16 protein-coding genes are annotated in these 17,874 nt (G+C 52.0%); 10 read left to right on the plus strand and 6 right to left on the minus strand.

Annotated features, from left to right (window positions below; all coding sequences use genetic code 11):
- Window positions 1-6: 6 nt before the first annotated feature.
- The 4 genes from G604_RS0105820 to G604_RS0105840 form a co-directional block, all read right to left on the minus strand.
- A complete protein-coding gene (locus tag G604_RS0105820; RefSeq protein WP_028909748.1) occupies window positions 7-420 on the minus strand; it encodes a M67 family metallopeptidase in 414 nt (137 codons plus the stop codon).
- Window positions 408-1,235, minus strand: a complete 828-nt coding sequence (locus G604_RS0105825; protein WP_036904724.1) for a HesA/MoeB/ThiF family protein — start codon at window positions 1,233-1,235, stop codon at window positions 408-410. The genes G604_RS0105820 and G604_RS0105825 overlap by 13 nt, the downstream gene beginning before the upstream one ends.
- Window positions 1,232-1,444 (minus strand): sulfur carrier protein ThiS, encoded by a 213-nt coding sequence (thiS, locus tag G604_RS0105830; protein WP_028909750.1) that lies wholly within the window; start codon window positions 1,442-1,444, stop codon window positions 1,232-1,234. The genes G604_RS0105825 and thiS overlap by 4 nt, the downstream gene beginning before the upstream one ends.
- Window positions 1,445-2,387: 943 nt before the next feature.
- The gene (locus G604_RS0105840) at window positions 2,388-3,035 is read right to left on the minus strand and encodes a response regulator transcription factor (protein WP_028909751.1); all 648 of its coding nucleotides are present in this window, start codon (window positions 3,033-3,035) and stop codon (window positions 2,388-2,390) included.
- A 223-nt stretch (window positions 3,036-3,258) separates the two neighbouring features.
- Here G604_RS0105840 and G604_RS0105845 point away from each other — a divergent pair, with 223 nt between their 5' ends.
- From G604_RS0105845 to G604_RS0105855, 3 genes are all read left to right on the plus strand, one after another.
- Window positions 3,259-4,131, plus strand: coding sequence for a phosphate ABC transporter ATP-binding protein (locus G604_RS0105845; protein ID WP_081657679.1), 873 nt, complete (start codon window positions 3,259-3,261; stop codon window positions 4,129-4,131).
- Between the two features lie 69 nt (window positions 4,132-4,200).
- Entirely contained in the window at window positions 4,201-6,309 is a 2,109-nt protein-coding gene (locus G604_RS0105850) for a TonB-dependent receptor (protein ID WP_081657676.1), read from the plus strand.
- A 10-nt stretch (window positions 6,310-6,319) separates the two neighbouring features.
- Entirely contained in the window at window positions 6,320-7,525 is a 1,206-nt protein-coding gene (locus G604_RS0105855) for an MFS transporter (RefSeq protein ID WP_028909754.1), read from the plus strand.
- A gap of 175 nt (window positions 7,526-7,700) precedes the next feature.
- Here G604_RS0105855 and G604_RS0105860 read toward each other — a convergent pair whose 3' ends face one another.
- Window positions 7,701-8,207, minus strand: a complete 507-nt coding sequence (locus tag G604_RS0105860; RefSeq protein ID WP_028909755.1) for a toxin-antitoxin system YwqK family antitoxin — start codon at window positions 8,205-8,207, stop codon at window positions 7,701-7,703.
- 498 nt (window positions 8,208-8,705) lie between these two features.
- Between G604_RS0105860 and G604_RS13665 the strand changes: the two genes are divergently transcribed.
- From G604_RS13665 to tsaE, 7 genes are read left to right on the plus strand one after another with little or no spacing between them, the layout of a single operon-like run.
- On the plus strand, window positions 8,706-9,917 hold the full coding sequence (locus G604_RS13665; RefSeq protein ID WP_051220248.1) for a zinc-dependent metalloproteinase lipoprotein: 1,212 nt from the start codon (window positions 8,706-8,708) through the stop codon (window positions 9,915-9,917).
- A gap of 10 nt (window positions 9,918-9,927) precedes the next feature.
- On the plus strand, window positions 9,928-11,175 hold the full coding sequence (locus G604_RS0105870) for a 3-phosphoshikimate 1-carboxyvinyltransferase (protein WP_028909756.1): 1,248 nt from the start codon (window positions 9,928-9,930) through the stop codon (window positions 11,173-11,175).
- Window positions 11,176-11,182: 7 nt separating this feature from the next.
- A complete protein-coding gene (locus tag G604_RS0105875; RefSeq protein WP_028909757.1) occupies window positions 11,183-11,572 on the plus strand; it encodes a hypothetical protein in 390 nt (129 codons plus the stop codon).
- A 44-nt stretch (window positions 11,573-11,616) separates the two neighbouring features.
- Complete coding sequence (locus G604_RS0105880; RefSeq protein WP_028909758.1) at window positions 11,617-12,432, plus strand: metal ABC transporter permease; 816 nt, start codon at window positions 11,617-11,619, stop codon at window positions 12,430-12,432.
- A complete protein-coding gene (locus tag G604_RS0105885) occupies window positions 12,425-15,433 on the plus strand; it encodes a tetratricopeptide repeat protein (RefSeq protein ID WP_028909759.1) in 3,009 nt (1,002 codons plus the stop codon). Before G604_RS0105880 ends, G604_RS0105885 begins: the two co-directional genes overlap by 8 nt.
- An 11-nt stretch (window positions 15,434-15,444) precedes the next feature.
- Window positions 15,445-17,013: a bifunctional response regulator/alkaline phosphatase family protein gene (locus G604_RS0105890; protein WP_028909760.1), complete on the plus strand. Its 1,569-nt coding sequence runs from the start codon at window positions 15,445-15,447 to the stop codon at window positions 17,011-17,013.
- A 34-nt stretch (window positions 17,014-17,047) separates the two neighbouring features.
- Window positions 17,048-17,458, plus strand: a complete 411-nt coding sequence (gene tsaE / locus G604_RS0105895; RefSeq protein ID WP_028909761.1) for a tRNA (adenosine(37)-N6)-threonylcarbamoyltransferase complex ATPase subunit type 1 TsaE — start codon at window positions 17,048-17,050, stop codon at window positions 17,456-17,458.
- Between the two features lie 92 nt (window positions 17,459-17,550).
- On the opposite strand, the gene trxA is transcribed toward tsaE, so the two are convergent.
- Entirely contained in the window at window positions 17,551-17,865 is a 315-nt protein-coding gene (trxA, locus tag G604_RS0105900) for a thioredoxin (protein ID WP_028909762.1), read from the minus strand.
- Between the last annotated feature and the right edge of the window lie 9 nt (window positions 17,866-17,874).

Here is a 17,874-nt window from a genome sequence, read left to right on the forward strand (position 1 = left end):
CTTATTCTATTTCTTTTCGTCTTCTGAATAATGAATTTCCTTGTCGACAACCTGATTATCACGGATGCCGAAGGAATTGAGGTGCACACCCTCATAGAGCGAGAGGATGGCATAACGGATCGTGGGATCATTGGCCAGACGAAGGTCTTCCTGTGAAGGACGCGACGGCGAGGCGGGATGGCTGTGCCAGTTGGCCAGGATCTTCAGGCCGTTCTTGCGGGCGTAGCGGAGGGCAGCGAACTGGTCCTTCGGAGCGAAGGAGAAATGTTCCGAACTGTGGTCGATGTTCTCCATCCAGTAGTTCTCCGTCACCTCATCGTCCTTTCCCAAGAGGTATCCGCAAGTCTCCTCGGGAGCATCCTTGCGGGCCTGGGCAATGAGTTCTTGTATGACGTTAGGGTCTATTTTCATAAACTGCATGATTTTTTATGACTGGCGAGGTCGCAGGCGGCCTGCTCATAGTCAATGAGGTGATCGATGGTGGGATGGGAGCCGCAGATGGGGCAGCTGTCACGCTGCTTCACGGGGATCGTGCGGAAGTCCATCGTCTTGGCATCGAAAGTCAGCAGACGGTTCGTCAGCAACTCCCCTACTCCGGTGATATATTTCAGCGCCTCGGCAGCCTGGATCGTTCCCAGCATGCCGGCGATGGCTCCGAGGACTCCGGCCTGCGAACAGGTGGGGACGGCGCCTGCGGGTGGCGGTTCCTTGAACATACAACGGTAGCAGGCGGAACCGGGGACATGGGTGAAAGTCTGACCCTTGAAACGGAGGATACCGCCGTGGCTGAAGGGTTTGCCGAGCATCACACAGGCATCGTTGATGAGGAACTTCACGGGGAAGTTGTCGGTGCCGTCGATGACGAAGTCGTAATCCTTAATGATGTCGAGGGCGTTGCCACTGTAAAGGAATTCCTTATAAGTATTGACCTTGACGTCGGGGTTGATGGCCTGCATCTTCTCCTTGGCACTCTCCACCTTCGGCTTGCCGACATCCTTGGTGAAATGGATCACCTGGCGCTGCAGGTTACTCAGGTCGACATTGTCGGCGTCGATGATACCAATCGTGCCGACACCGGCGGCAGCGAGGTAGAGGGCTACGGGAGAACCGAGACCACCGGCGCCGACGATCAGAACCTTCGCGTTCATAATCTTCTCCTGGCCTTCCAGACCTACGTCAGCCAGAAGGATGTGGCGGCTGTAGCGCTCTATCTGTTCTTCTGTCAAATCTATCATCGCGCTCCTCCTCCCATAAAGTAAAGGAAGTCGACACGGTCGCCATCCTGAATATTTGTCTTTTCCCAGTCTTCACGCTCTACGAACTCCTCGTTGACCTGTACGGTCACCATCTCGGGTTGGAAGACCTTGTTGAGCTTGATGAGCTCGGCAAGGGTAAGCGGAAGATTCACTTCCTGTTTCTCGTCGTTAACAATGATCTGTGCCATATTTTTCCTTTTCTTTTATAAATTTCTAATTCTTGTTTACCTTTTTGTATGATTTCGTTTGCAAAGGTACGGACTTTCCTTATACCCTGTAATACCTCGTCAGTGGTATTTTATCTACCCTATTTATGGGATGAAATACCTAACGTTTGGTATTTTTCTCATGGCTGCGGCCCTATTCCACCGTAGGGGCACCCCTTGTGGGCGTTACGGAACATGATGAATCATGTCCCTACATCTTCGCGGTTAGGACGGCCACAAGGGCCGCACCCTACGGTGGATGAAACCACACCAGTTCCATAGCTACAAACAGTTAAACCATACAGTCTTCTATCAAGAAAAATTGATATTTTTCGAAAATCTTGACAAACGCGACTTTCATTCCAGGAGAATATTTCGCCGGAAACCAGCCAGGGAAAGCTCCGCAACGTGTTTTTGGGTCGTAAACAGCATAGATATTTTTCTATCTCACGTAGATATTTTGCTCTGCACGTTGTTTACGAGGGCTTTCTTACTGCGTTTTTCTGCATAAATCCATCATTTTCGGTCGCAAAATAATGGTTTTATGCGCATATTTATGCTATATATTATCGTACAGTTTAAAGAAGCATTGATAATCAACGAGTTACAAAAGCCGCCAAAATTCGCGAATTTCCCACCAAACATCCACCCGCTGAAAAATCCGCGAATTTTGAGCCCCGAAAAACGAGTGGCATTTCGTCGATAGATTTCCCATGAATCCTCCGTAGGGTGCGGCCCTTGTGGCCGTCCTAATGTGGACGTTACGGAACATGATGAATCATGTCCCTACATCTTTGCTGTTAGGACGGCCACAAGGGCCGCCCCTACGGAGGCAGAGAATGGCCTGCCGTCGTGTGCTTGCGCTTTGCAAGCGCAAGGAAGGCGCAGCCCTCTCCTTTGCAAGCGCAAGGAAGGCGCAGCCCCTTTAAATATAGAACTCCGACGTGTCGATCAGCCCCGCACGGAAAGCATACTTCACGGCTTCGTGCGCCGTGTTGACGCCCAACTTGCGGAAGATATTCTTGCGGTGCGTATTGATGGTATGGATACTCGAGCAGCGCTCGGCGGCAATCTCCTTCGTCGTACGGCCTTGGGCGATAGCTTTCAGGATCTCCAACTCCGTCGCCGTGAGCTCCGCCGCCGGCTCCGTCTCCTCCTCTTGGATATTGGCCAGCAGCGTCTCCGTGGCATGCTGGCAGATATAACGGCTGCCCGTCTGCGCCACCTTGATGGCCTCCCTTAATATATAAAGAGGTGTATCCTTGAAAACAATACTGATGCGCTTCGACTCATAGATGAACTTCTTGATCGTCGCATGGTTGAGGTCATCACTGATGAGCAACCAGATGGCATCGGGGAAACGCTGCGTGACGATGAGCAGACTGTCCTCGTCGGCAAAGTCAAAGAGCGTATAGTCGAGGATCACGACAACATGACTGTCGGCTTTGAGCTTCTCCAACAGAGCCGACTTGTCCTCCACGATCGTCACCTCGCTGCCTTTCTCCTCCACCAACAAGGTCTTCAGACCGAGCCGCGTGAGTTCCTGATTATCTGCCAATATGAAATCTCTCATACGCTGTTCCTTTCTTGATTTCTGATTTTGACTGCAAAGGTAAGGAGAAAAACGGCAAATGCTTATCAGAAAAGATGGGTATTTCGCATACCATCTTTATGGTAATTATGCTTTCAGTTCTATAGAATATACCTAACTTATGGTATAAGATTACTGCTTTTATGGTATTTCCGGTTCTGAAATATTGCCTTACCTTTGCAAACGTAAAAAGAAAGGTATCAAGATGAGTATAGCAGCAACCATATCACAGAGCATCAGCAGCCACTTCCGTACGGCTGTCGCACACGAGTGGAGCCACAGCACGTCTTTCCGCGCTGACCGCAAGTTCAAGCCCCTCAACAACGCACAGTTGGAAGTCAAGGATCTGAAGATCTCCATCCAGGGCAACCCGATCCTCAAGGGCGTGGATATCCAGATTCCACGCAACAAGGTGACGTGTATCATCGGCCCCTCCGGCTGCGGTAAGTCTACGCTCTTGCGGACGTTCAACCGCCTCATCGACGGAACAGAAGGCGTGCAGATCGACGGCAGCGTGACGCTCGGCGACATCAACGTCACGGGAGCACGCGGCAAAGAGATCACGGAGCTGCGCCGTAACATCGGCCTCGTTCCCCAGCGCCCCTGCCCACTGCCGATGAGCATCTACGATAATGTTGCCTATGGCTGCCGCATCCACGGTATCCGTAACCGCCATCAGCTCAACGCAGTCGTTCGCCATTATCTCCAGGCCGTAGGACTCTGGGATGAGGTGAAAGACCGTCTCCACGAACCGGCAACAGCGCTCAGCGGTGGTCAGCAGCAGCGCCTCTGCCTCGCCCGCAGCCTCGCCGTGGAGCCCAGCGTGATCCTCGCCGATGAGGCGACGAGTGCCCTCGATCCCATCAGCAGCAAAAAGGTGGAAGGCCTCTTCACCCATCTCAAAGACCGCTATACCATCGTCATGGTCACCCACACGCTCCGTCAGGCGCTGCGCATCGCCGATTATGTCGTATTCATGTACGAAGGAAAGGTCGTCGAGGCCGGTCCCGCTCAGCAGGTCTTCCATAACCCGCAGCATGAGCTAACGCGCGACTATCTCAACGGTGCTTTCAGCTAACCCGTAGGGACTTGATTCATCATGATCCGCCAATGCCCCGTAATAAATGAAAAAATCAGAGAGAAATAGATGAGAAATTTTACCCTTACGGCACTCCTCCTCAGCGCGTCACTGAACACGCTCGCGGGGAACAACGCCGCAACCACAAAAGAGAACACACCCGATCTTTCCGACCCTAAGGACACGACGATTCACCATTCCTATGAACTCAGTGAAGTCGTCGTCAAGGACTTCCGCGTCAACCGCCATGACCTCGTGCCCGTCGCCTCCACAGAGCTGACGGCACACGACCTCGACAACGGTGAGGTGACGAGTCTGAAAGAACTTAGTGCCGTTATCCCGAACTTCTTCATGCCCGACTTCGGCCCTCGCACGACGGCGCCGATCTACATCCGTGGCGTCGGCATGAAGTCGGACGGTACGTCGGCAGCCTTCTATGTCGACGGTGTTCCTTATTATGAGCCCCTAACTTTCGACATCGACATGGGCGACATCGCTTCCGTGGAGATGCTGCGCGGTCCGCAGGGCACCCTCTTCGGACGTAACGCCATCGGTGGTATCATCAACATCCATACACAAAACCCGTTCGACTATCAGGGCACGCGCTTCAACATCGGCTACGGCAACTACAATGATTTCCGTGTGCGCGGCTCTAACTATTCCCGTCTCTCCGACCGCTGGGCCCTGAACGTCGGCGCCGTCTATCATCACAACGACGGTTTCTTCCGCAATGCTTTCGACGGGAAGAAGACGGACCAGATGGAGGAGACGGAGGAACATTTCGGGCTCTATTTCAAGCCCGCCGACCGCTGGCTGCTGCGACTGACAAGTTCTTTTGTTTATAGTGACCAGGGCGGTTATTCCTATTCGCCCATCGACAAAGAGACAGGAGTGCTCGCGCCCATCGACTACAACCGGCCCAGCGGTTTCCGCCGCCTCGTCTCCACCAACGGCTTTATGGCTCGCTATGACGGTGAACACGTGAGCTTCAACAGTCAGACGTCTTTCCAGTTCCTCAAGACACATCAGTTTGTCGACCAGGACTATACGAGCGTTGATAAGACTTATCTCACGAGCGACCGCCATCAGAACATGCTCTCCGAGGAACTGACGCTGAAGTCGAATGACAACCGCCGTTACCAGTGGATCGTCGGCGCATTCGGCATGTATCAGCATACGAACCGCGCCATCGTCAACGATCACCCGTCGACACTCTCCACGAGCTTCTCCAACTACCACGAGCCGACAAGCACGTTTGCCCTTTACCATCAGAGCAGCTATAACATCTGGCGCGGTCTCTCCCTTTCCGCCGGTATCCGCTTCGACTACGAGCATACCCACAGCCGCTATACGCGTCAGACCGTCAGCGGCAAGACGGGGAAGACGACACAGAACAACGACTTCGACAAAGGCCTCGACTTCACACAGGTAACGCCGAAATTCGCCATACAGTATCTCACCACGACCGGTAACCGCTATTATGCCACCATCACCCGTGGCTATAAGCCTGGTGGCTTCAACCGCAGTATCGCCGACGAGGACAATCAGCGTTATGATCCCGAATATAGTTGGAACTACGAGATCGGCACACAGCTGAACTTCCTCGACAATAAGCTGTCCCTCAATGCCGATCTCTTCTACATCGACTGGCGCCACATGCAGCTCACCTACACCATCATCGGCGTGGGAACACTGACGACGAATGCCGGACACACCGACAGCAAGGGCGCTGAGGTATCGCTGACCGTACGACCCACTGACGGCCTGCGCTTCGATGTCAGCTATGGCTACACCTACGCCCGCTTCCTCTCCTACCACAAGAGCGAGAAACTCGACTACACGGGTAATCGGCTGCCGATGGTGCCGACAAACACCCTCGGCGTTAACGCCAACTACACGCGTTATCACCTCGGATGGCTCGACCGCTTGATGGTCAACGTCGGCGTCAACGCCCTCGGTAAGATCTTCTGGGCTGAGGATAACAAGGTGACGCAGAACTTCTACGCCGTGGCCAACGCGAAGGTCGCGCTCTCCAAAGGAATCTTCACCTGGGAACTGTGGACGAAGAACTTCACCAATACCCATTACCTCGCCAACGTGATGACCGTCTCCACCGGCTCCTACGCGCAGAAAGGCAAGCCCTTCACCATCGGCACCTCGCTCACCATAACTTTGTAACCACACAAATATGCAAAATAAAATCTGGGATAACGACAGGGCACTGAACCTCACGACGTTCTTCACCCTCTATCTCGCCCGTGCGATACCTGCAACATTCATCATGACGGCGTTGCAGGTATCGATGCGTGAGGCCCACTTCGGGCTCGCCACCATCGGACTGCTCAGCCTCGTCCGACTGCCGTGGTCGTTCAAGTTTCTGTGGGCGCCGCTCATCGACCGCCACTGCGTCACCGTCGGCGACTACAAGAAAGTGATCATCGCCACAGAGACCGTCTTCGCTCTGGCCATCCTCCTCACAGGCTTCTTCAACGTGAAGACAGACCTGAACCTCATCATCGCCCTCGTGCTCCTCTCCACCTTCGCCGCCTCCGTGCAGAATGTCACCAACGACGCTATGGCCGTGAAAGCATTTGGCAAAGGCGACCACAGCGCCGTCAATGCCGTGAAGTCCATGGGCCGCTATGCCGGCACGATCCTCGGCAGCGGCATCCTCATCATGATTCTCCACCAGTACGGCTGGCATACCGTCGTGCCCTTCCTCGGCTTCTTCGCCATCCTGCTCATGATCCCGTTGATCCTCAACAAGAGTATCAAGATCACACCGCGGGAACCGAAGCAACGGGCGAAGATCACCGACTTCATCTGGTTCTTCAGCCAACGGAAGATCTATCCGCAGATCGGCTTCCTCTTCCTCTTCTTCGCTGGCTTCGTCGGCGTGATGTCCATGCTCAAGCCGTGGCTCGTGGACCAAGGCTACAATATGAAGCAGATTGGTCTGCTCGCCGGCATCATCGGTACGTCGTGCTCCTTCGTCATGGCAGCCTTCGCCGGATGGTGGGTGAAACGTATCGGACTATTCCATTCCCGCCGCCTCGTGGCACTCTTGATCATCGGCGTACCACTCTACTTCTACGCCCTGACATTCACAAAACCATCGCTGACACTGATCATCATCGGCATCCTCTATATCAAGACCTGTGAGGCCTCTGCCGCCACCATCCTCTATACCACAGCCATGGAGCGCGTACGCCCCGGACGTGAAGGCACAGACTTCACCGTGCAAATCGTCCTCACACATTTCAGCGGCGCCATCATCGGCGTTCTCTCCGGTGGCGTCGGCCAATGGCTCGACTACCGCGGCCTCTTCCTCATCGAGAGCATCATCGCCGTGATCAGCCTCGCGTATATCCTCGCCGTCTTCCGCCGAAGTTAGTATCTGGGCCTGCCGTCGTGTGCTTGCGCTTTGCAAGCTCAAGGAGGCGCTTTTCCTAAGCCTATATATACGAGAAAAGGGACTTCTCACGAAGTCCCTTTCCTTAGTGGTATCAACAAAAATTTAATTTATAAGAGAGATTTTATTTTACTTATGAGATGAGAAATTTTTCTTATTACATCAGTGCACGAATCTCGGAGAGATGATGCTTCTCGATTGTGCCGTCTTTCTTCGTCACCGTGAAGTAGTCGTGGGCGGACTTACCGTCCTTGAACTGTACGACAGCAACGCCGCCGTCACGGAGCTGAAGGGTGAAATAGCCTTGGCGCTTGCCATTGACATAGTTGCCATGCCATTTCTCTTTGCCATTAGGATAGTAGGTCGTGACCTCACCGTTGAACACGGTGTTCTTGTCATTACCCAGGTCGATGAAGCTATAACCGCCCTCGGCCTTCAAGTTGCCGTTCATATAGAAGTCCTGGAAGACATCCTCCTTCGTCAAGCCCTGACCCGTGGTCATCAGCAGACGATAGTAACTTGCCTGATCAGCACTCTTCACATTCATCATGTTTTCTGCATAATAAATGGTGTCGGCTACTACTGTAGCATTCTCAACATGCTTGCGACCAAAGCTTGCGATGGTCAACATGCACATAACGGATAACAGAATGATACGTTTCATATCTTTAGGTCTTTTAAATGTTATACTTATTGTTCGTTTCTTGAACTCAGAACTTCGTGTCCCTCGTTCTTTTCATTTGCAAATTTAGTGTATAAAATTGAAACTTCCAAATCCTTTAACATAATTTTTCACATAATTTTTGGCTCAAAAAAAGCTGAAATTCTGTGTGCGACTTTCAATTTAAAACTTAAATATTTTCTGCATAAAACTTACAAATTGATATCGTCATATTTCAGCCATCTGCATGAACAACCCGTTTAGCCTACCATTTTGCCTAATCTTCTGTGGACAGTTCTCACAATGGCAAGCCGACATCTGTAACAATTTCGCCATACAGTTACAATTCGTAAGCTTTTTTCTGGTTGACAGGCGTATTTAAAGACAAAAATTCATAAAAAAACTGCGAATGCGTGTTCAAGAGGCGCTCATTACCTAAAAATTCTTAGCAAGGGAAGGATATGTCAGGAATATTTTGTATTTTTGCACCATATAATATATATGAGGAAAAAAAATCATTCTCTCCGACTCACCGCCCTGCTGGGTTGTCTCGCACTCCTAAGCACGGCTTGTCAGCATACCGTTGCTGACTATATCCCCGTCGACAACGACCAGGACGAGGACAGTGTGACAAACATCACAGACAACTACCGCTATCAGATCCCCGTCGTCTTCCATGTGCTCTATCAGCAGGGCGACGATATCAGTACAATAACGGAAGCGAGAATCAAGACGATCCTCTCACAGGTCAACGAACTGTGGAAGGGCAACGTCTACTACCAGGCCGGACGCTATACCGGCACCAGCGGACAGACGACAAGCGAGGATATGGACGTCGACTTTGTTCTCGCCTCACGGGACGAGAAGGGTAACGCCACTTCGGGCATCGACTACGAGGTATATAAAGGCTCGTGGCCCCTCTCGCCGTCCGACTTTCTCACCTCGAAGAGCAATATCCAGTATATCTGGGATCCAAACGAATATGTCAACATCATGCTCTTTGACTTCAAGGATTCCAATAGCGACGGTAGTCTGACTCTCGGACAGACCAGTATGCCTCTGACAACGAATGACAATGCGCTCGACGGACTGAACAAGACGACGACACGCTATATCGCCAAGAATAAAATATCCTACACCCCCGCCGTCTGTATCAACAGTGCCTATAATGCCATTGCGGGGAAAAGAATTCTCTACTGCGAATGGCCGCGTTATTCTACCACGGAGACGTCCGGATATCTCAACAGTACGGATATCTCCATGGATATCAATGTCACCCTCGCCCATGAGCTCGGACATTATTTTGGTCTGCATCATACATTTGCGGAGAAAGTCAACGGATCGAACATGGACATCGTCGACAGTTGCGACGATACGGACTACTGCGACGACACGCCGTCGTATAACCGAAAAGAATATCAGCAGGAACTCAAAGAGCTCATCGCCAAAGCTGAATCCGCCAACAAGATCCTTAGCGTGGCTGAGCTTATGCAACGGACCAACTGCGATAACCTCACCTTCACGTCGGAAAACTTCATGGACTATAACTACACCTACGGCTTTCGCTTCACGCCCGAACAACGGGAACGTGTCAGACACGTACTCTACTATAGTCCGATGATCCCGGGACCGAAGAAAAACGGGGTCAATCACAGCTCCGGTTCACGGGCTGAAGAAGAGACGGTGGAGACACCGCTCCTGATGTCGAAATAATAATTTGAATATGTACTATACTCTCACTGCACCCCAGCATCTTCAGGCAGACATCCATCTGCCGGCATCGAAAAGCATCAGCAACCGCGCGCTCATCATCCATGCCCTCGCCCACGGCTCCTGCCTGCCGCAGAACCTCAGCGATTGCGACGATACAGAAGTGATGATCAACGCGCTGACAAATATGCCCGAGGTGATTAATATCAAAGCCGCCGGCACCGCCATGCGCTTCCTCACGGCGTATCTCGCCGTCAATGAGGGTGAACATGTCATCACGGGAACTGAGCGGATGAAACACCGCCCTATCTCTATCCTCGTCGACGCCTTGCGCTATCTAGGCGCCGACATCTCCTACGAGGGTGAGGAAGGCTTTCCTCCCCTGCGGATCCGCGGACATCAGCTCGACGGCGGCGCAATAGAGGTGGACGGCAATATCAGCTCGCAGTTTATTTCCGCCCTGCTCATGATCGGGCCGGTTCTGAAGAACGGCCTCGAATTAAAACTGAAGAGTGAGATTATCTCACGACCCTATATTGACCTCACGCTGTGGACGATGCATGAGTTCGGCGCCGACGCTGAATGGAGCGATGTCGACACCATCACCGTCAAGCCGAAACCATATGAGGATCATCCCTACCTCATTGAGAACGACTGGAGTGCCGCTTCTTATTGGTATGAGATGGCGGCGCTGTGCCCCGAAGAGGAGCCGAAGATTCAACTGGAAGGACTCATGGACGCCTCCAAGCAAGGCGACTCCGTCGTGAAATATCTCTTCTCGCTCCTGGGCGTAAAGACTGCCTTCACGACAAGCGACGGGAAACCGACGGCCGTCAAACTCCTCAAACACCGCTGTCTGTTGCCGCGTCTGGACTACGACTTCAGCGGATCGCCCGATCTGGCACAGACCTTTGTGGTTTGCTGTTGCGAGATGGGACTGCCTTTCCGCTTCACGGGCCTGCAGACGCTGAAGATCAAAGAGACGGACCGTATTGAGGCGCTGAAGGCCGAACTGCGGAAACTCGGCTTCGTCATCTACGACGAGAACGGAGAGACGCTCTTCTGGACCGGCGAGCGCTGCCAGCAATCCGAAGCGCCTATCGATACGTATGAGGATCATCGTATGGCACTGGCTTTCGCTCCCGCCTCGTTCCGGCATCCCGGACTGAAGATCAACAATCCGCACGTCGTCACCAAGTCTTATCCCCATTACTGGGAAGATCTCAAGCGTGTCGGCTTCAATATCACCGAAAATAAATAAACAAAACATGTATATCCTCCTTCTGGCGCTCGTCGCCCTCGGACTCTTTGCGGCCCTTCTCGCCCTGATCTCCCATCACCGTGGCGAAAAGGATGAGGTCGTCATTCCTCCACCCTCTTCCTGTGCCACCTGCGATGGTGTCAACGCAAAATGCGAACAGGAATGTGTCATGGAAGCAGCCACGCAACCGATAGAATATTTCGATGATGAGGAACTGGATACTTTCAAGGGAAGACCGTCCGACCAATATACAGACGAAGAAGCTGACCAGTTTGCCGAAGTGATGTACACCATGAAACCGGAAGAGGTGAAAGACTGGAACAGAAGTCTCATCCTTCGTGGCATCAATGTGCCCGACCAAATCAAGGATGAACTCATCACGCTCATCAATGGTTGATCATAACCGTAGGATAACAGACAAAAAACGACGGAATAACGCATATGGAACTGCTGCATTATACTTTCTTTCAGAATGCCCTGTGGGGCGCCCTACTGGCGAGTATCCTTTGTGGATGCATCGGCACCTATATCGTCACACGACGACTCGTGCTCATCAGTGGCGGTATCACACATGCCTCCTTCGGAGGTATCGGCATCGGCGTGCTCTGCGGATGGAGTCCGATTCTCTCCGCCATGGTCTACGCCGTCCTGAGCGCCTTCGGCATACAGTGGCTCTCGCATCGCACCGATGTCAGGGAAGACTCGGCAATAGCCCTCTTCTGGACCTTCGGCATGAGCATCGGAATCATCTGCTGTTTCCTCACGCCGGGCTTCATGCCCGACATGCCGTCATTCCTCTTCGGCAGCATCCTGACCATCAGCGCGCCGGACCTCTGGCTGTTGGCTGTTCTCACCATCATCGTCACGGCTATCTTCTTCTTTTTCCTGCAGCCCATCATCAGCGTGGCCTTCGACAACACCTTCGCACGATCACAACACCTGCCCGTAGATCTGATCGAATATGGTATGATGGCACTCATCGCTATGACGATTGTGGCAACACTGCGCCTCGTGGGCATCGTACTCGCCATCAGCCTGCTGACGATACCACAGATCACAGCAAACCTCTTCACCTATTCCTATCGGAAGATGATCCTCGGAAGTATCGCCATCGGATTCGCCGACTGCCTCCTCGGACTCCTCGTAAGCTACCAACTCAACGTGCCCTCCGGCGCAGCCATCATCTTTATGGGCATCATCGTATATCTCCTCGCCAGAGGAACTAAAATGTTGATTATACGCTCTCACCGTGAATAAATTCAGTTTCGTCCTTTTCGGTATCTTTGTCCTCTGCCTCGCCGCCTGTGGTACGCACAAGACAAACACCGCCACCTCCAGGTGGTGGCAGGCCTTCAACACGCGTTATAATGTTTACTATAACGGCGCACAGGCCTATATCGAAGGCTCTCTGGAGAAGGAACAAGGCAACAAAGACAACTATACGGAGATGCTGCCCCTCTATACCGTTGGCAACAAAAATAGTAAGGAGTTGGGAAAAGGCAATTTCGACAAGGCCATTGAGAAAGCGAAGAAAGCTATCCAACTACACTCCATCAAGAAACGCCCGGTATGGGATAAGAGCCGCAGAAAGACAGAGAAAGATATTGAATGGCTCAACCGACGGGAATATAATCCGTTTATGTGGAAAGTATGGATGCTCATGGGACGCTCACAGTTCCATGAGGGCGCTTTCGAGGATGCTGCCTCTACCTTCGCCTACATGAGCCGCCTCTATGCCACGCAGCCGGCGATCTACGGACGCGCTCGGGCTTGGCTCGCCAAATGTTATATTGAGCAGGGCTGGCTCTACGATGCCGAGGATGTCATCCGCAATATGCAGCGTGACTCCATCGACTGGCGCGCACGCAAGGAATGGGACTATACCCTCGCTGACTATTATGTGCATACAGGCGAATATGCCAAGGCCGTGCCCTATCTGCAGAAAGTGATCCGTCACGAAATGCGCCACCGGCAGAAAGCACGGGAATATTACCTTCTCGGACAAGTACTGGCGGCGCTCAACCGTCGGCAAGAGGCTTACAGCGCTTTCCGCCACGTCATCCGTATGAATCCGCCCTATGAGCTCGAGTTCAACGCTCGTATCTCCATGACAGAAGTGTTGGCGAAAGGACAGTCGAAGAAAATGATCGGGAAGCTGAAACGTATGGCACGGTCTGACAAGAACAAGGATTACCTCGATCAGGTCTACTATGCCATCGGAAACATCTATCTCGCCGATAAAGACACGCTGCAGGCGATCAACGCTTACGAACAAGGTAATAAGAAAGCCACACAGAGTGGTATAGAGAAAGGTGTCCTTCTCCTACACCTCGGCGACCTCTACTGGGCAAAAGAGAAATACGGTGACGCCCGCAGATGCTATGACGAGGCTATCGGCCTCCTTGACAAGGACCGTAAGGATTACGAACAACTCTCACAACGTTCGAAGGTCCTTGACAAGCTGGCGCCCTACACGGATGCTGTGGAGCTTCAAGACTCTCTTCAGGCACTTGCGAAGATGAATGAGAAAGACCGTAACGCCGCCATCGACCGTGTCATCGAGGCGCTGAAGAAGAAAGAGAAAGAGGAGAAACGCAACCAGGCTCAGGGGGAAGTGGCACAACGTGAGGCTCAATATGGCGGAAACAGGATGAATCAACGGAATACTTCTTCAAACACTCCGTCGGCATCTTCGTCAACAGGTTCCTCACAGACCTGGTATTTCTATAATCCCATGACTATTCAACAGGGCAAACAGTCCTTTCAACGTCAATGGGGCAAACGCGAGAATGTCGACAACTGGCAGCGTGTGAACACTACTGTCGTCGCCGGACTGCAGAACGGCGAGATGACGGATGAGATGCGTGACTCCCTCGCACAAGTTGTAGCACATGAGGATTCGCTCCAACAGATCACGGACTCTGCACAGAATGATCCCCACAAGCGGGAATACTATCTCAAACAAATTCCGATGACGGCCGAACAGATGACGGCGAGCAACAAGCTTCTCGAAGACGGCCTCTATAACGCGGGCGTCATCTTCAAGGATGATCTCGACAATTTGACGCTGAGCGAGAAGTTCCTTCGCCGGCTCTCTGACCAGCATCCCGATTACGAACATATGGATGATGCCTACTATCATCTATACCTATTATATATGCGCAAGGGCGACGAGGCTACAGCGAACAGTTATCTGGATAAGTTGAAGAGCGACTATCCCAAGAGTACTTGGACGGTGATGCTCTCCGATCCTTACTACTTCGCCAACGCCCGTAATGGCGTTCATCTCGAGGACTCACTCTATGCCGCCACCTACGACGCCTTCAAGGCCGACCGTTACGCTGAAGTGGCCCAGAACGAGGCACTCTCGAAAAGCCGTTTCCCACTCGGCGCCAACCGTGACAAATTCCTCTTTATCGGTGGCCTCAGCAAACTTAACGACGGGGATGCCAACGGATGTATCGCTAACATGAAAGAGGTGGTGGAGAAATATCCAAACAGCCGTATCAGCGAGCTCGCCGGTATGATCGTCAACGGCGTGAAAGCCGGAAGAAGGCTACATGGCGGTAAGTTCAACCTCGAAGACGTATGGACCAGGCGGTCAGAGGTCCTCAACGACAGTGACAAACTGAAGAAAGCACAGTTCTCCGTCGACCGTAACGCGAACTTCCTCTTCATGGCGGTATACAACCCCGACAGTATCAACGAGAACCAACTGCTCTTCCAATTGGCGAAATATAATTTCACCACCTATCTCGTGCGTAACTTCGAGATCGCCATAGAAGAGGACGGCGACCTGCACCGGATGGTTATCCGTGGCTTCCGCTCCTACGACGAGGCCTGGCAGTATGCCCATAGCGTCTATCTGCAACGTCCGCTGTTACCATTGCTCCGACGCACAAGGGCGCTCATCATCAGTGAACAGAACCTGGCACTCATCGGCTCACGCTTCAGCTATGCGGACTACGACAAGTTCTACTCCCGTCACTTTGCGGCCATCAAAGTCCGCAACGTGAACCTCTTCGATGAGCCCATCGAGCCTACAGCGCCCACAAAGCCAACAGCGCCTACTTCGCCTACCAAGCCCGCCGAACCCGCGAATCCCCGCCCCGACGACACCGACATCTATTTCGATGACGGTTTCGGCAGCGAGCCCACAGACACTCCACAGCAGGACACTCAGAAAAAGAAACAAAATAATAATAACAATAACGACTATGACCTCGAGGACGAATATTACGACCTCGATGGTTTCTAAAGGATATAGCTATGAACAACGGATTATTACTTTGGGTCGATGATGAGATAGAACTCCTCAAGGCCCATATCCTCTTTCTCCAAAAGAAAGGGTATGAAGTGGTCACGGCATCCAATGGTCCCGATGCCATCGACCTCTGTCGACAGCAGACATTCGATCTCATCCTTCTCGACGAGATGATGCCGGGCCTCAGCGGCCTCGAGACGCTTCAACAGATCAAAGAGATACAACCGGCCACGCCCGTCGTCATGTGTACGAAGAGTGAGGAGGAGCATATCATGGACCAGGCTATCGGTAGTAAGATCGCAGACTATCTCATCAAGCCCGTCAATCCCATGCAGATTCTTCTGTCGCTGAAAAAGAATATCCACCGCAAGGAGATTATCTCTGAGGTTACGCAGAGCGGCTATCAACAGAGCTATATGAACATCGCCACACAGATTGCCGACTGCCATGATTACCACGACTGGATGGAGGTGTACAAGCGGCTCGTTCACTGGGAACTCGAGCTCTCCAGCGCTGACAGTCAGATGACGGATATGCTGGCCATGCAGAAAGAAGAAGCCAACAACGGTTTCGCGAAATATATCAGCAAGAACTATCTCCATTGGGTAGAGCCACAGCGTGTGCCGCATGACATCGAGGGACGGCCGTTGATGAGTCCGGATATCTTCAAGAAGAAAATCTTTCCGGCTCTTGATAACGGCGAGAAGATATATCTTCTTGTCATCGACAACTTCCGCTACGACCAGTGGCGCGTGCTCTCGCAGGAGATCAGCACGCTCTTCGATATTCGCGAAGACATGTATATGAGTATTCTCCCTACAGCGACACAGTATGCCCGCAACGCGATTTTCAGCGGACTCATGCCCGACAAGATCGCAAAGATGTTCCCTGATCTGTGGGTGGACGAGGATGAAGAGGAAGGCAAGAACCTCAACGAGGAGCCGCTCATACAGACGCAGCTCGACCGCTACCGCCGTCACAACACTTTCAGCTATCATAAGATCAATGACAGTACGGGTGCCGAACGTTTCCTGGAACATTTCAACGAACTGAAGAAGAACGACTTCAATGTCCTCGTTATCAACTTCATCGACATGCTCTCCCACGCCCGCACGGAGTCGAAGATGGTACGCGAGCTCGCCAACAACGAGAGTGCTTACCGCTCCATCACACTGAGTTGGCTGCGCCATTCCGGCATGAGCGATATCTTCCGCTTGCTGGCACAACAGGACTGTACGGTAATCCTCACCACCGATCACGGCAGTATCCGAGCCTCAAAACCTGTAAAGATCATCGGAGACCGTAATACGAATACGAATCTGCGCTATAAGCTCGGCAAGAACCTCGCCTACAATGCCAAAGAGGTCTTCACGATCAAGAATCCCGCCGAGGCACAGCTGCCGGCGCCGAACCTCAGCACGAGTTATGTCTTCGCCACGGGCAACTCCTTCTTCGCCTATCCGAACAACTACAACTACTACGTGTCCTATTATAAGGATACGTTCCAACATGGCGGCATCAGCATGGAAGAGATGTTGATTCCTCTCATCACCATGACACCGAGAAAGAAATAAATGATTTGAAAACATTAGAATATTAAGTAATCATATGAAAATTACAATTGACAGTCTGGATCATATCCAGCAGGCAGCCCAGGAGTTCATCAAGAAAATGGGCAATGGTAAAGTATTTGCGTTCTATGGCAAGATGGGAGCCGGCAAGACGACATTCATCAAAGCCATCTGCGAGGCTTTCGGCGTGGAAGATGTCATCACCTCTCCTACCTTCTCCCTCGTCAACGAATATACCGCCAGTGACGGCAGCAGCATTTACCATTTCGACTTCTACCGTATCAAGAAGATCGAGGAAGTCTACGATATGGGTTATGAGGACTATTTCGACAGTGGTAACCTCTGCTTCCTCGAGTGGCCCGAACTCATTGAGGACCTTCTCCCCGAAGATGCCACAAAGGTCACTATCACCGTTCAGGATGATGGCAGTCGCGTAGTGGAATTCTGATAAAAGTAAAAAAGTAAAGAAGTAAAAAAGTAAAAAGAGGCAGATCACGCTGCCAACGTTTACTTTTTTACTTCTTTACTTTTTTACTTCTCTTAGAGCAGTGCCTGGAACTTCTCCTCGAGGGTTGCCTTCGTAGCAGCGCCGACGAACTTATCAACGAGTTTGCCACCCTTGAAGAAGAGGATCGTAGGGATGTTACGAACACCGAACTCAGAGACGATGTCGTCATTCTCCTCGACATCGCACTTTCCTACTGTGATCTTGCCGTCATACTCCTTGGCAAGGTCGGAGATGATCGGAGCGATGGAACGGCACGGACCGCACCAGGTTGCCCACAAGTCTACTACCAACGGCAGTTCACCATTCTTGTACTGCTCGAAATTCTCAGTTGTGATTGTTACTTCCATTGTTCTCTA

It is taken from the genome of Prevotella sp. AGR2160 (genome assembly GCF_000424185.1).
Lineage (GTDB): Bacteria > Bacteroidota > Bacteroidia > Bacteroidales > Bacteroidaceae > Prevotella.